Source organism: Vibrio sp. Y29_XK_CS5, from assembly GCF_024181835.1.
Classification (GTDB): Bacteria; Pseudomonadota; Gammaproteobacteria; order Enterobacterales; family Vibrionaceae; genus Vibrio; species Vibrio harveyi.
The window spans coordinates 689,516-705,018 of sequence record NZ_JAMZAM010000001.1 but is presented as its reverse complement, the minus strand read 5'-3'; the positions used below and the strand labels follow the sequence as shown (position 1 = coordinate 705,018).

Sequence of the window (15,503 nt, the reverse complement as noted above, 5' to 3'; positions counted from 1 at the left end):
TTTGTTGATTGAATAATAAAAGAGATCGCATATTGCAATCTCTCTAAATACCTAGTGAATTTCACTAATAAGCTAGTAATACTCACGATAAAGCTGAAAACTGGCAGAAGATCTCATTTTGAGATCTCCTGTTTATCGATACACTTCAAGCAGTTGCTGGAATTTTAAATCGATGACGATGTAAGTCGCGGCATACATGATTGCGAAGGTAATCGCGCTGATACCTAAAATCAGCTTGGGTGAGACAACCCTTTTTAACGGCTTCTTAAGATACTTGGCCTTAAGGTTAACGAGAGAGACTTTCTCTTGCTCTGCCAAGCGTTCGTCTCGTACCAAGCGATAAATGGTATTGCCAATTTCAGCGAGCTTTTCGTTACCGCGTTCTTCACGACCGTATTTTCCCTGAAAACCGAGTTGAAGCAGTAAGTACAAAAATTCAATAACGTGACGGTATTTGCGTGGGTCGGCTTTTAAACGTTCGAGAATGACGAAAAACTTATCACCGCCAGATGTTTCATTGTGAAACTCGGATAGCAAACTGTTCTGGCTCCAATGACTGTTAGCGCCCCACTCTTGTCGGCAGACCGATTCATCAATCGCGGCACACAAACAGTAGCGGATGACCAAAATGGATGCGCGATCCAATTCCATTTCATTGAGCTTACGCTCGCCTTTTCTTATCTCACGAGCCACTTGCTCACGAAACGGCATTGGGTCATCAAGCCAAGGAATCGAAGACATACAAGATAAACTGGCGATCAACCATGAGAACTGGTCGACCAAAGGGTTGATGCCCATGTTTTCGATGTTTAAGTCTTGTACCGCGATATTACGAGACAGGTCCGGCGCTGGCATCACCTCCATAGGTTTGCCAGGCTCTGGTTGGAATAAAACTACGGTAACGTCGGTTTCTGCGTAACTCATAGACGAACAGCCCATAGTTGCAATGATAAGTTAGCAAAGTCGCCGGCTACGTGAACCGCTATCGCAGCAGTGTTTTTCAGTGCCGCCCACTCTTCACCTGTCTTATCCAGTTCGAAATAGGTGTAGCCAGCGTGGTAAGGCAACGCACGAGGCACAACTGGCATTGGTTTTATCTCGATACCTGGCAGTTGCAGATTGATCAAGTCACGAATGTTGTCGATAGAACCGATCTTCGTTTGGCTAACAAACTGGGTGTGAAGAACATCCAAAGTAACATCTGCTTTAACCGCAAGGATAAAGGTCGTTGTGTCGATGATCTTACTGTCTGGAATCGCTGCTGTTCTAATACCGTAGTTTTGGTCTTTCAACGTCAGTGGGATTGCGCGCTGCTCTGACATCACACTTAACGTCATTTTTGCGCTATCAAGCGTACGCGATAGACAACTGGTTAAGTCGCCATGGTTGTACTTAGTGAACTCGACTGGTCGACGAGATGCAGAACACAAGGTTGAAAGCTCGCCTTCTGCTTGAAGAAGAATGCGATAAAACGACTCAGGGTGAATACCTTCTGCACTGGCGAAATGCCAAAACAATGGTTCATATCGGTTGAGAGCTTGAAGCAGCATAAAATCAGAAACTGAAGATACACCTTGCTGGTCAACAACACCTAAACGCTGAACGATAGACTCTGCGCGATGTTTCAACATAGAGGCAAACTCGGTGGCGAACTTGTTCAGTACAGTTGAAGCATGAATATCAATACAAGTCGGAATAAAGCTATCATCTAGGATAACACTGCCGTCTGGCTTCACTTCTGAAATCTTTAGAATTGGGATCGATGTGTACGCACTCTTGTCTTCGTGGTCGTACATCAAGCAAAAGTTAAGCTTACCGACTACGATGTTTGCCATGTCTTCCGAATCATAGCAAGCGTCAACCGCTTCTTGCGATTCCATCGTGTAACGTGCGCCGTCTTTCTTGGTGCCGAATAGCTCTGAACGTTCAGAAGGTAACGGACAGCAAAGGTAAACCACTTTATCGGCAATCGAAGGATCAACGTCTTTTACTTCTGGCAGTTCAGCGAGCAGTGGCAGATCAAAAGGGGTTCGGTCTTGAAGAATGCCTTCAGCGCGGGTAATACCAATTTTGCCCAGCGCTAACAGCTGAGAGTTAATCTCTAAACGCTTAATTCCCCAATGCAAAGGCGATGCATTAGCGCTCAACATACTCGACAGTTTACTTTGCGAACGATCGAGTTGCTGAAAGTGCTGCGGCTTCATGAACATTCCATCTTGCCAAACAACTGGATTGTATAAAGACATGATTTTATTCCTTAAAAGTAAACTTGTTCAATGCCGCGAGTGTTGTCAGAAATTAACTCACTGCCTTCTAACTTAAGTTTGATGTAGTACTCGCTCTTCTCTTCAATCACTTCAACTTTGCGCCAAGAAGAGCCATCAATATCGCGAAACGCTACCGAAAATCCGACAGCGCGAGTGGCAGGGTCAAGCTCCAAAAATTCATGGATTTTGTCACCCGGTTGCATTTGGTATTCGTAACGTTTGATGTATTCATCGCCTAACGACGCTTTGTCGTTTTCAAACAGTGCGAAGAAATCTAAGCTGCGAAATAGCACTGGTGATGTCAGTTCATGAACACGCAAAATAACTGGGGAGGATTGACCACCTTCACGAACATTAAGCACAGAAGATGCCTCAATCACTAATTCGACTGAGGACGTTTCGGGTGTAATTCCCGTTGATTCTTTAAATTGGTCCCACATGGAACAACCGGATAGCAAAGCACATCCGAGCAACATCGCAATACTACGCATGACTTCCCTTAATCGCTTTGGTGTAGTTTTTCTTGATCAGACCTTTCAATGACATCTCATTCATCTGGCGACGGTTATTGGCGTAAAACTCCACATATTCACCCCACAACTTTGATTTAGTGGTGAACATAGATTTACTTGCCACATCGCTTGCAAACGTGACAGGGTCATTCGTCTCTGACTGCTCGATCAGCAACTCATTGAGTGCCTTATTAAAAATAATTTGATGGTCGTTGAGCTCATCCAGCATTTGCTCTACCAATTCGTTAGGAGATAGAAGGTTCTGGCTGTTTAGCGTCAACATCAGTTCCGCAAGATTCGAATCCGCTTCACTTAATCCCTGTTCACCTTTAAGTGATTCCACCTCATGAAGGTCTTTTTGCAAATTGTCGATACACAGACGAAGACACGTTCCCATTTGCTTAAACAGCAAGGCTTCGTCGCTGATCAAATCTGGATTACTGATCCCTAAACCTTCGTAGAAGGCTTTACTAATGTCAGAGGAAGCGCCTTCTTTCTCTGGGTTCAACGATTCATTGCTAACAAAGCCCACTTTCGTTTCTGCAGTTTTCATTTCTTGTTGAGACGATTGTGTCGAAGGAATAAAGGCTTGTGTTACCTCTTCCCACTTGTGACCGGCAGGCTCTGATCTTTGTGGAGACGGCTGAATTGAGGGATTAGCGCGTTGCTCGAATGGTTGCGAACCAGACTGATAGATTTCAGGTCGCCCCCTCTCTGTTTGAGATGCAAGAAGTTCGGAGTTGGCAAAATCCTCTGGGATAACCGTGCGATTTTGAGCGGACACTATTTCTGGTCCAACTGATGCCTGGCTCGTCTCTGTACCTGCCATCCAATCTTCTGGAATCAAATTAGGGATATCGAATTCTGAGTGAATGCTAAAGCTATCATCAACAACTTGTCGTGTATTTCCGATTGGTTTGGAATGAGAAGCATCTGGCTTTTCGACGTCACGAATAAGATGGTCGTCGTCGCGTTGCATCGAAAACTTCAGGTGAGCGATCGGGTCATCACTGTCCACATCGTCTTGTTTTGTTTCCATGAACAAATCTTCCAATGCACCGACTTTTTCCTCTTCCTCGACCACAGCCTCGCCAAGATTAACAAGAGGGTCATTGGAAACACGCTCTGGAGCAATATCCGCAGCAATGTCTTGAGCTGCCGAAACATGCTCCAATGAAACACCAATCTCGTATTGACCAAGAGAAATCACATCACCGTCCACAATCGAAACCGGCTGGTTCTTGAGGATCTTGTTACCGTTGACCATAGTGCCATTTGTAGACACATCACTGATGTAAAAAGTGTCTCCGTATACGCTGACCAAGCAGTGTGTACCAGAAATAAAACGGTTGTGATCTGTCAAAGCGAGAGTACAGCTTGGCGCTCTACCAACTGAACCGCCACCTTCTGGCATTTCAATATGCTTGGCACCCGTGTATTCCTCTGGACACTTTGAAATGAATAGGACTAGCTGATGTGTTTGCATTGCTAAACCTTAAAATAGTAAAGAGACAGAAAGCTCTACCCCACCAACTCCGTCATTGACTACCGGAAGAATGTAGGAAGCTTGAGGAATAATCTGAATATGTGCATCTGGGTTACTGCCCAGTTTGATTGCAGTGCCGAGAGTAACAACTGCACCAAGTTCGAATTGGTCGATGTCATCAATACTTTCGTAACGAAAGCCATCCGAGTCTACTTTCCAGCGATTCGAATACTGCGAGTAACCAAGAGAAAGCCCGGCGCCAACGTATGGAGTAAAGATACTCCAAGAGCTCAGTGCGTATTGAGGAACGACACGAAGCTCATAGTTTGTGACCTCTTGGTAAATCCCATTTGAAGGAGCGTCAACATCCTCTGTAAGGTAATTAAGACCAAGCCACCAGCGCCAGCGGTTGTTGTTTTCGTCGATCGGACGTGTGTGCACAAGACCATACCGCAACGTATCTACGTCTCCGCTAGAACCTTCGTCATAGTCAATGCTCTCAATCGTAAGCATACTGACCGAGCCACCATACCGCTCACCTTTCGCGACAGCAAAAGTAGAGAACAAACACATGGCTGAGATTAGCCCAACTTGACTTGGTTTTAGCATTTCATCCCTCTTGGAAAACCTAGTAATAATATTCAGGGACGAAAGATATCAAGTCTCTTTTCTTTTTCAATATGGTTAAAAATAGCCCCATTAAATAAGGCAAATTACCTATAAATAAAAGCAATATAACTACTGATATATTCATAAAATCGGCAAAGGTTATTTGTACAGATATTGTGGTCACAATCAAAACAACTAAATTAGCGCACTCTTAATTAGAAAACCCACTATCATCTAGATTCAGAAATGTTAAACAAATGATTAGTTTTCGATATTGAGACACTTTCGAGACCGACATTGTCTTAATTTTAATAATTTGATCTTAATTCAAAAAAATAACTTTTCTCATAACTACGCTTAATATTAGGAAATCCATTAATTTCATTTTTTGTCTCAACAATTGGAATATACATCACTAAAGCTAATACCAAACAAATCAACATAACCGACTTTTTTTGTGAAGGAACGTCACACTAAGTTAATTTATATTGATTTAGATATTATTTAAGATTCAAATTCTTTCTTTTGCCTATAAAATCCCTCAAAAAAAAGATGATAGCAGTGCATTTATAATTAAATGGTCAACTTCTGCCTTCCATATAATCAGTTGGAATTAAAAAAATATGTTTTTCAGCGACTTCACTCGAAGACCGATCGATGAAAGTAACCCTAGTGGATCAAATCCTAATGGCTTAGATGATTTTGACGAAATAAAGCGTCAAATAAATAACTTAAATAAAGTAACCGGAAGAGTCTCATGGAAGACTGTTCAGACTCTGTCAAAGAAGATTCTTAGCACTCAAGGTAAAGACTTTCGATGTAGCTGTTACTTTACGGTAGCCGCCACCCACAACGATGGCTTAAAAGGCTTAGTTGAGGGTTTGAACTCGTTGCTTGATTTGTGTGTCGTGTATTGGTACACCGCCTACCCTGAACACGCAAAGGCTAATGCTCGTATCAGTGCCATCGAATGGATGGTTGAATACACCGAGAAACGAATCAAAAAACAACGAGTTTTACCAGAAGAACTTCCTCTCATCGAAGCGGCACATCAATTATGTTTACGCATTGAGGAAGAGTTGCGTCTTCACTATGGCATTAAGGCTCCATCTTTTGGTCGTATTCGCCGTATCTTGAATCAATGGATTGAAGAGATTAAGGAAGCGAAAGCCAAAGAAGTCATGGCATTAGAAGCGAAGCAAACTAAGCCAGAGCCGCCTAAACCGGTCACTGGAATTAAAGTTGATATCGCACCACCACCGAAGACCAATGCGAAACATATACCACCAGCTCAAGAGCCTGAAACATCCAAATCAAGCCGCGTTGTGCTGCTCTCCGTGGTTGGACTACTGGGTGCGGCTTTGGCTTCTCACTTTATTTATAAGCAACATCAGTTTCAGACACTAAAAGTTGAGATTGAGCATGCCTCTTTGACAGAGCTGACGAACATCGTAGGCTCATTTAGCGTTGAAAACAAAGATCACTCCCTCTCTTTACGTTCAGCAACGATAGAACGATTAGATACGTTGATGACGGATTGGACGCTCGATCCTGTAAAAGTAAGCAGAGTAAATACGATTGATGAGCTCACTCATGAATTGACGGAAATCTACCCTGACTCATCTTCAGCTCAACAACTTCGTGAGAATTTTTTAGATCAACGTTCTCGTTTCGAAAATGAATTCGATGTCATATACAAACGCTTTACCTATGCTAGGACGGTATTCGCTAATGTCGCTAATCAGAATTCAGATAAAGACTCTAAGAAGGCGTATGAGTATAGCAATTCGCTATTTCCCCTTCTGGGTCGAATAGAGTTTGCAGAAAAAAATGCGCAGCAAAAGGAAATTGAGCGCTCCCTCCTTTTACTGAACACCTACCTATATAAGATTAATCAGTTAAAAACTGCGTCAAACGACAATAAATAACAATACAAGTAAAGAAGTTATAGGCTTATGTTCAAACAAAAAATACTAAGAAACCCGATCGTGGTTTCTACCATAGTGGCTTTAATCTTGGCTGTAATATTTGCAGCAGTATATTTATTCTTACTCGAAGATGCAGATAAGCTTTATCTATGGATTGGTCTAGGAGTCATTGCTGCTTTTTATCTTATATTCCAGTTTTCACTGTGGCTTAAGAAAAAGAACAACTCAAAAGTACAACGTTTAGAAACCGAAGAAGAGGCGCTTTCAATGGTGATTCGCCCTCTTCTTTCTAATGCTGGAAAAAAGCCAATTTATCTAATGATTGGTAATAAAGGTTCTGGACGACGCCAATTTTTGTTTAACTCCAGTGCGATTAAACCGATGGACCGTTCTCGTACGGCAAAAAATGACTTCTTTGAATGGTATGAGTCTGACAGTGCCGTTTATGTCAAACCAGACCAACGCCTCGTATTTCAAGAGGTATCCAGTAGCGACGCATCATTGTGGAATACATTCGTTGATGAAGTTATTCGTCATCGCCCAAGAAAACCATTTTCCGGATGTCTATTCTTTACAGACTTTGAATTCATGATCGTTTCAGAATCAGAGCAAAAAGACTACACGATTACTGCCCTGTTGCAGAGACTAAGCTCTATCAGCGAGAAAACGTCTTCAGCACTGCCTGTTTACATGATGATGTCTAAGCTTGATAAGCTAGATGGTTTCAAAGAATACGTTCATTTCAGTTCTCTTAAGACTCGAGTAGAGTTTCTTTCCATTCCTTTAAAAGAAGCGAAAGGCGTAATCACTGAGTACTATCGTGACGGATTCCGTAACTTAGTGAAAGTGCTGGAAACAAATGCGTTAGACGCATCCGCAAACTCAGCGGATATCGACGAAAAACAAGCCATTCTTGCTTTCCCAAAACAGTTTGAACTTTGCCAAGCAGAAATTAGTTATGTACTTGAACGCCTTTGTGATGCAAACAGTGGTGTTTACTCTCTCGATATTCGTGAGATCTTCTTCTGTTCTAGCTTGCAAGGCGGTCGTAAGTACAACTTGTTGGCGAAAAGCTGCAGCAATTACTTCAATTTGCCGATCATTGCTTCTGAGCACACACAACTTACAGAAACCCCTTACTTCTCTCGTTTCTTGATTGATTCTCAGATCTTACCGGAGAGCGACTTTGCGGGAGAAAACAAAACGTATCTGCGCTTGATTCAGCGCCAAAGCCATTTAGCTATGCTGGCATCAATTATTCTATTAGCTGGCGGCGGCTATTTCTTTGTCACAACACTAGATAGCAACTTGCGTGTGATTAACCAACTGCTCGGCATTGACGACAAAGGGCAGGTAGAACAAGAAGCAAGCTTTAATCAGCTATTAGTGAGTGCAACTCGTGCAATTCAACCTTCATACAGCGCATGGTTAGAAGGTTCTCGTGCGCTTGATGAAGAAGTACTACCTTTGAACATCAGCCGCTTGGACCAAACGACAAGACTGGCCTACGAAGCACTGCTCAAAGAAGTCTCACAACAGCTCATGCCAGTTGTTGAGAAAGGCTACCGTCTGGAACTGACTCATAATCAGCACGACATTACTGCGACACTGCCTTTACTCAAAGGCTACTTGATGCTGAATGATCCATCCAAGCGTGATATTCAATTCCTACGTCGTCAGACGCTACAAACATTAAACGATTTGAGTGACAAACCAGATGTTGTGAATCAGGCAATGCGTTACTTGGATGCTTATTTCCGTACCCAGTTTGCCCCTGTCGACATCAACATGGACATTGTTCGCGCTACTCGACGCTCATTGCTTGCTCACTCTAACGTAGATCTTGTTTATGCTGGTATATTGAACCAAGCAGATGCCATCGACCTTGGCACGCTCGATCTTCAACGCGCGGTTGGCTTCGAATTCAATAACGTTTTCAACGAACCACTCGACGATAACCGCTTGGTCATCGATAAGGTTTACACTTCAACAGGCTTTAGTACCTTCTATCGCCCTCGTGTGGATTTGATGTCACAACAAGTGATCAGTGACAACTGGGTTCTTGGTTTATCTAACCATGTGATCCCTACGAAACAAGAACAAGAAGCGTTCAAAGCTCAAGTCCGTAAGAAATACACCGATGACTACATCAACTACTGGCGTAATGCACTGAGTGAACTGAAAGTCCACCATTACAACAATGTCGGTGATCTAACCAATGCTATCGACTTAATTTCAGGTCCATCTTCGCCGATGACCACAGTGTTAAAGCAAGTCTACGCCAACACTCAGTTCTCCCCTGTCGGCGAGAAGAATGCATTGATTGCTAAAGTAAACCCGAGACTGGCAGAAGCAGCAGATTCGGCATCAGAAGCAGTAGAAGAAGCAGTGAAGCCTGACTACTTGTTAATGAAGCGTGTCGAACAAGCCTTCCACCTGTTGAACCAACTTCAAGTCAGTGAAACACCTAACTCCCCTACTCCGTGGGATGAAACGATTGCAGCATTAAGCCGTGTTCGTACTTATATGAAAGACATTGCTGATGCGCCAGACCCGCAAATGGCCGCACTTGTTGCAGCCCAGCACCGAATGAACAGCACTGAAGCCGATCCATTGATTAAACTTAAGCAGATTGCTCAGAAATCGCCAGAGCCAGTGCGCAGTTGGTTACTTGATGTCGTTCAGCAAAGCTGGTCAGTGATGATCAAAGAATCAGCAAAAGGCATTCAAACCCAATGGTACAGCGAGATTTACACCAAGTTTAAAGAGCTAGGGCTTGGTAAATACCCATTTGATCTGAACGCGACAGAAGAGATCTCAATTGAAGACTTCGAGCTGTTGTTCGCATCAGGTGGTTTATTAGACACCTTTATTCAGAAGAACTTCGCACCGTTCTACGATACTAACTTGTGGACACCAAAACAGGTAGATGGCGAAACCATGCCTCTTTCTCCTGCCCTATTGGTGCAATTGCGCAACTACAACGTTATCCGCGATACGTTAATCAATAAGAGTACAAACCGAGTTTACATCCCGTTCAGTGCGAAAGTACTAGACCTTGATTCCAGTGCTATCAGAGCCAGTCTGAAAATTTCAGACACTGATATCAACTACTATCATGGTCCGAGCCGAATTCGTGAAATGGAGTGGCCGCCGCAGAACGGTGACTTCAATATAAGAATCACGATCCAAGATGTGACAGACGAAGGCAAACAACACGTTCTAAATAAGAGTGGTCAGTGGGCGATATACAGATTGCTAGGTGATTCGACCCTGACAAACACTCATAACGGTAGCTTCGTCAGTGACATAAAAGTGTCAGGAAGGGATTTGAGCCTTCGTATCACCCCTTTAACACAGAAAAACCCATTCACTCTAGCTGAGCTGTATAACTTTACACTCCCAGAGTCGATTTAATAACAATATAAAAACCAGAATAGGCAGAACACATGATTTCAAACATGACTTTACAAGGCTTAGACAAGTTAGATCGTAAAATACTTTCCAGTCTGTTATCTAACGGGCGAGAGTCGATTGCGAATCTATCTCGAAATATCGGTTTGTCTCGTACTGCTGTTGCAGAAAGAATTAATAGATTGGAAAAAACGGGGATTATAAAAGGCTACACTGCACAAATCCGCGTTGAAAATGAAGGTCGCAAAGCTGCCAGCTACCTGCTGATTTCTTGCGAAAAGGGCAAAAAAAACGACGTAACAAATGCCCTTAAAGAAATTCCAGAGGTACGACTGACAAGCGTTGTAGGTGGTAGCTTCGATATTATCGCGCTTATAGAAGCACCAGACCTTCAGTCTATTCACCATCTATGTAATGAGATTGAATCTTTTAGCGGTATTCAGAAGCTCGACACGACGGTTGTTCTTCATCAACCAATCAGCCGATAAGTTTTTGGTTCCCGCCAAATATTCTATACAGACGAAAAAGCCGCGAACAACTCGCGGCTTTATTGTAACTGGCGTTTTCCCCATCATATGCTAAGCATTAGATGCTGCCAATCAGACGAATCTTGGCGTCTTTGTCACCCGGATTACCAAGCCAAAATGTTTGCCCTAACTGGTTCCCTTCCCCATTCCCCAGTTGGTTTTCAGGGATAGTATCGAGGTTAACCGTTAACTTAAGATCCCAAGACATCGGGTCACGCAAAATAAAACGCATCAAACCTACTAAGGTTTTATGTAACTCACCATCGTAAGAAAACTGCTTAAAAGTTTCAAAATCAATGTTGTCGATGCACAAATTAAACTTACCGTTTAAGTCTGCAATACTTTGCCCTAAATGTAAGCTTTGACCTAACACACAATTGGAACGGTTTAGTTTGTTTCGCTGACTCTCAGCAATTTCAACACGTCTATATACCCACTCTTCGATACGGACACTAGGTAACGAAAAGTAGTGTGAAACTATACCTGAAATCAACTTAGGAGAACGTGTGCGTGTGGACAGTTGGTTCACGTAAGAGAGAATTTTCGCTCGATCTAACTCAGCGACGTCGCAATCTTGCATTACGCCGGATAGACCAGCCAAATGCAGTATACGCCCGGAAAAAGCGTCGTTCGCACCACTTTGATACTGTACATGGTAACGGTATTTCTTCCATACGCGATATAGCAAACTGGTATAGCGATTATGGAAGAAATCAAAAAAGTCTTTTACCGGATTGTCATCTGGGTCTCGCCCTGCAAGTTTCTCAGTATAAGAAGCTGGCAGTGGTGAGCTAGAACCATGCAATCCAAGAAAGTTCGTTTCTACGCGTGAATACTGCTGCCCGTTTCTTTCCATATGGGTGATAAATTCCATATCGCTCTTTGGAAAGCAAAGGTTTGACGACACACTGAACTCGATACGTTCTTGATGAAAGTATTTGTTCTCACCGACTGCGATAAAGTTAGAATTTGGTTCAAGCTGGTAATGCTTCTCAAGCAGCAACACCGCTTGGTAGAAGCTAAACTCATTCGACTTATCAGAAAGTGTATTAATCATAGAATCGTCTGCTGCCCAATGAGGCTTGCCCAGTTGTAAACTTCCCCGGTTGCTTCATCAAACACTTCCAGCTCGGTAAAAGAGTTCACACTCGAATACAGACGAATGAACTCGTTCAGTACCGTTGCCATGAGAAACATATCGCCTTCGTTTACGAAGAATTGAGAGTTAGTAACCAACTTAAATTGATTACCACGTACTGAAACGCCTCTGAACACACGGTCGATTGGTTTCATCTCTGAAGAAATAATGCCATCAAGTCGATGAATCGACGCGCGATGTGCTTGCCTGTCTACACGAGAATGAAAGTCGTAAGTAGAGAGCAGAACTTTCAACACATCGATATTCGCTAAAGACAAATAGTTGAGCGACATATTGGCGATCAGCTGCCATTGAAGCTCGCCGTTTACCTGAGGGCTGACCGATTGGGTCGGTTTTGTGATGTTTCTAAACGTCGCATACGTTGGTGATTTATGGGTTGCATAAGTGATGTCACCTACCGACAGACGTTCGGCTAGGTCCGCGTTACTGCATTGCAGTTTCATCAATACTGTTTCGGTACCTAAATCCGCAATGTCACCATTGTGAGTATGGAACGAGATATAGCGCTCTAAACCCCTTCCGCTTACTCGCTCGCCTACCTTCGATTTGTAGAACTCTCGTTTATCACGTTGGTTGATTTGGTGCTCAAAAGACTCGAATTCGATAAGCGGTTTGCGACGGCGCTCATCTTTACTCCAGCTCTCTACTTGCTCAATCGAATACACTTCATAGTGTTCTTGGGTACTGCTCTGCGGGCGAACTTTGTATTCATTCCGGCGGTGCTCTAAACGAATTGGATCCCCATCCTTTTGGAACAAGTTTACGGCGGGTGTGCAATGCAGCCTTAAATGTTTATCTTTAAGCACGACTTCTGATGGCAATGCGCGCTTAAAGTGGAATTTGATTTTCACCGTACTACGCTGTGGGATGCCTTTTAGCCACTCGAGTCCTTTTATATCAAAGAACATAAATTTATCTGGCAAAGAAAAGAACTCTTGCAGCAAACGATAACCCGCAAATGAGTTTTTGCTATAAGGCAGTAGCGCCTCATCTTCTTCATGCCCTACTGGCTTAACGTATTCTGGACCAAGACGATGTTTGTAGCCGCCACCGACATCCAGTTCAACGTAATCCAAATAACGGAATAGCCATAAAAACACCGTGCGAGTGATATGAATCTCACCATGCAGGTGTAGGCGCAACGTATCCAAACCGATGCGAGACAGTTCAAGCCCATGCTCGGTTGACACCGTGACATCAATCGCCGAGCTGGTGCGACTGTTAGTTTGTTCAATGTTGGCAATCCTGATTGGGTATAGATTTACATCGTAACAAGTGCGGAAAAGGCACTGAGTACCTTCCACCTGTTCGCTTGCCATCTCTGCGCCACGTTTTACTAGGGTTTTCTCAGTAACACTGCCCGTATGTGGTTTGAGTTCACTGATACACAAAGACGGAATCGAGCGCATGTAGTGGGGCCAAAGCAACGTCATTAACGATTGTGTTAACTCTGGTAGCTCATCGTCTATCTTTTCTCGAATACGCCCGGTCAGAAAAGCAAAACCTTCAAGCAGTCGCTCGACATCTGGATCGAAGGTTCCTTCAGAGAGAAAGTGAGTTAACTTCGGGTGATATTTGGCAAACTCACTCCCCGACTCACGCAAATACGTGAGTTCATCTTGAAAGTATTTACTGTTACTCAAGTGGCACCTACTAAACGTTAAATTGACCGTCGGTTCCCATGTAGACATCGATCGACATTGGGACTTTACCGCCGTTATGGGAAACTTCGCCGTGAATACCAAAACCGAGTTGTAGTGGGTTATGGTGATCTTCACGGTAATGAACCTCGACATTCAGAAGCCTCGGCTCAAAGCGTTCTATGGTTGATGTGATGTTCTTTTGAATATGACGAACGAGGTTCGTATTGTTGGAAAGCACGTCGTTAAAATCTGGCAGCCCATAATCACTGTCTATCATCGCGTTACCAGAATGCGTGTTCAGCAAATCAGCAAGATGAGAATGAATGGACTCGATCAAATGCTTGTGAGACATCACTTTCTCGTAGCAATTCTTTGGTTCACCTAGCTCGATCCGCTCTAAAAGACGATAACCTTTTTCCATGTTCGGTCCTACGAAAAAAGCAGCCAGTCTTCACTGGCTGCTTGTTGGTTTAAGCAAAGGGCTATTGGTCTAGTTTACCAACCAGAGACAAGTCGAAGCTTGCGCCCATGTACTTAAAGTGAGGGCGCACAGACATTGATACTTTATACCAGCCTGGGTCCCCTTCTACGTCTGATACTTCAACCTTAGCAGCGCGCAGTGGACGACGACCACGAACTTCCGCTGGCGGGTTCTCCTGGTCAGAAACGTATTGACGAATCCACTTGTTCAGTTCGATTTCTAGGTCAGAACGCTCTTTCCAAGAACCGATTTGCTCGCGTTGTAGCACTTTGATGTAGTGTGCTAGACGGTTGATGATGAACATGTAAGGAAGCTGAGTTCCCAGCTTGTAGTTCATCTCTGCTTGTTTGCCTTCTGGCGTGTTCGCAAACACTTTTGGTTTTTGAACTGAGTTTGCAGAGAAGAATGCTGCATTATCAGAACCTTTACGCATGGTTAGCGCAATAAAGCCTTCTTCTGCTAGCTCATACTCACGACGGTCAGAAACAAGGATCTCCGTTGGGATCTTAGTTTCGATTTGACCCATTGCTTCAAAGTTGTAAACCGGTAGGTCTTGAACTGCACCACCACTTTGAGGACCAATGATGTTAGGACACCAACGGTACTTAGCAAAAGATTCACTGATCTTAGACGCCATTGCGTACGCTGAGTTACCCCATAGGTAGTTGTCGTGGCTATCTGTCACTTGCTCATCGTAGTCAAACGCCTTAATTGGGTTATCTTCTACAGAGTAAGGCGTACGTAGCATGAAGCGAGACGTACATAGACCTAGATAACGCGCATCTTCGTGCTCACGCAGACCACGCCATTTCGCGTACTGTGGCCCTTCGAATACAGATTTAAGATCTTTTAGGTTTGGTAATTCTTCGTAGCTGTCTAAACCGAAGAATTTAGCCGATGCTGACGTGATAAATGGAGCATGAGACATTGCACCTACGTTCGCCATGTATTCCATCAGTTTGATGTCTGGCGACGACGCTGACATGTCGTAGTCACAGATTACCGCACCAACAGGTTTACCACCGAATTGACCGTATTCACGCGTGTAGATTTGTTTGTAAAGACCAGACTTCACCACTTCTGGTGCGTCTTCGAAGTCATCAAGAACTTCATCTTTCTTCGCTGAGATCAGTTCAATTTGAATGTTCTCACGGAAGTCGGTGTGGTCAACAAGGTACTTAAGACCACGCCACGTTGATTCAATCGCTTGAACTTCTTCGCTGTGAAGAATCGCATCAACCTGCTTAGACAATTTTTGGTCGATTTCAGAGATCATCAAATCAACTAAAGATTGATCTACTTTCTCTGTGTTCGAGCTGCTTAGTAGCTCACTGATGAATGCTTCTACGCCGCGTTTCGCAACGTCAAAACCTTCATCACTTGGCTTTAAACGAGTTTCGTTAAGAATGCTATCCAGAAGTGAGCCTGATTCAACTAAGGCTGCTTCTTGTTCTGGCGCTTGTGCTTCTGCAGACAT

The 15,503-nt window shown here is 43.6% G+C and carries 12 protein-coding genes; 3 read left to right on the top strand and 9 right to left on the bottom strand.

What is annotated here, in order from left to right; translation table 11 throughout:
- Positions 1 to 132: 132 nt before the first annotated feature.
- The 5 genes from icmH to NL647_RS03115 are packed head-to-tail and all read right to left on the bottom strand — an operon-like array spanning position 133 to position 4,874.
- Positions 133 to 924, bottom strand: a complete 792-nt coding sequence (gene icmH / locus NL647_RS03135; RefSeq protein WP_025505396.1) for a type IVB secretion system protein IcmH/DotU — start codon at positions 922 to 924, stop codon at positions 133 to 135.
- Positions 921 to 2,246, bottom strand: coding sequence for a type VI secretion system baseplate subunit TssK (tssK, locus tag NL647_RS03130; protein ID WP_038899683.1), 1,326 nt, complete (start codon positions 2,244 to 2,246; stop codon positions 921 to 923). The genes icmH and tssK overlap by 4 nt, the downstream gene beginning before the upstream one ends.
- A gap of 11 nt (positions 2,247 to 2,257) precedes the next feature.
- Complete coding sequence (tssJ, locus tag NL647_RS03125) at positions 2,258 to 2,758, bottom strand: type VI secretion system lipoprotein TssJ (protein ID WP_005449460.1); 501 nt, start codon at positions 2,756 to 2,758, stop codon at positions 2,258 to 2,260.
- Positions 2,751 to 4,265 carry an FHA domain-containing protein gene (locus NL647_RS03120; protein ID WP_253649610.1) on the bottom strand — a complete coding sequence of 505 codons (1,515 nt, stop codon included), beginning with the start codon at positions 4,263 to 4,265 and terminating at the stop codon, positions 2,751 to 2,753. Before NL647_RS03120 ends, tssJ begins: the two co-directional genes overlap by 8 nt.
- A gap of 9 nt (positions 4,266 to 4,274) precedes the next feature.
- Positions 4,275 to 4,874: a hypothetical protein gene (locus tag NL647_RS03115; protein ID WP_005449462.1), complete on the bottom strand. Its 600-nt coding sequence runs from the start codon at positions 4,872 to 4,874 to the stop codon at positions 4,275 to 4,277.
- Positions 4,875 to 5,497: 623 nt separating this feature from the next.
- Between NL647_RS03115 and NL647_RS03110 the strand changes: the two genes are divergently transcribed.
- The 3 genes from NL647_RS03110 to NL647_RS03100 are packed head-to-tail and all read left to right on the top strand — an operon-like array spanning position 5,498 to position 10,704.
- Positions 5,498 to 6,802 carry a type VI secretion system ImpA family N-terminal domain-containing protein gene (locus NL647_RS03110; protein WP_009696475.1) on the top strand — a complete coding sequence of 435 codons (1,305 nt, stop codon included), beginning with the start codon at positions 5,498 to 5,500 and terminating at the stop codon, positions 6,800 to 6,802.
- Positions 6,803 to 6,829: 27 nt separating this feature from the next.
- Positions 6,830 to 10,219, top strand: coding sequence for a type VI secretion system membrane subunit TssM (gene tssM / locus NL647_RS03105; RefSeq protein ID WP_253649609.1), 3,390 nt, complete (start codon positions 6,830 to 6,832; stop codon positions 10,217 to 10,219).
- Between the two features lie 32 nt (positions 10,220 to 10,251).
- Positions 10,252 to 10,704 carry an Lrp/AsnC family transcriptional regulator gene (locus NL647_RS03100; RefSeq protein WP_005449466.1) on the top strand — a complete coding sequence of 151 codons (453 nt, stop codon included), beginning with the start codon at positions 10,252 to 10,254 and terminating at the stop codon, positions 10,702 to 10,704.
- A 97-nt stretch (positions 10,705 to 10,801) separates the two neighbouring features.
- Here NL647_RS03100 and tssG read toward each other — a convergent pair whose 3' ends face one another.
- From tssG to tssC, 4 genes are all read right to left on the bottom strand, one after another.
- Entirely contained in the window at positions 10,802 to 11,800 is a 999-nt protein-coding gene (tssG, locus tag NL647_RS03095; protein WP_009696473.1) for a type VI secretion system baseplate subunit TssG, read from the bottom strand.
- Complete coding sequence (gene tssF / locus NL647_RS03090) at positions 11,797 to 13,545, bottom strand: type VI secretion system baseplate subunit TssF (protein WP_187993652.1); 1,749 nt, start codon at positions 13,543 to 13,545, stop codon at positions 11,797 to 11,799. Before tssF ends, tssG begins: the two co-directional genes overlap by 4 nt.
- Positions 13,546 to 13,555: 10 nt before the next feature.
- Entirely contained in the window at positions 13,556 to 13,966 is a 411-nt protein-coding gene (gene tssE, locus NL647_RS03085) for a type VI secretion system baseplate subunit TssE (RefSeq protein WP_005449472.1), read from the bottom strand.
- A 61-nt stretch (positions 13,967 to 14,027) separates the two neighbouring features.
- A complete protein-coding gene (gene tssC / locus NL647_RS03080; protein WP_005449474.1) occupies positions 14,028 to 15,503 on the bottom strand; it encodes a type VI secretion system contractile sheath large subunit in 1,476 nt (491 codons plus the stop codon).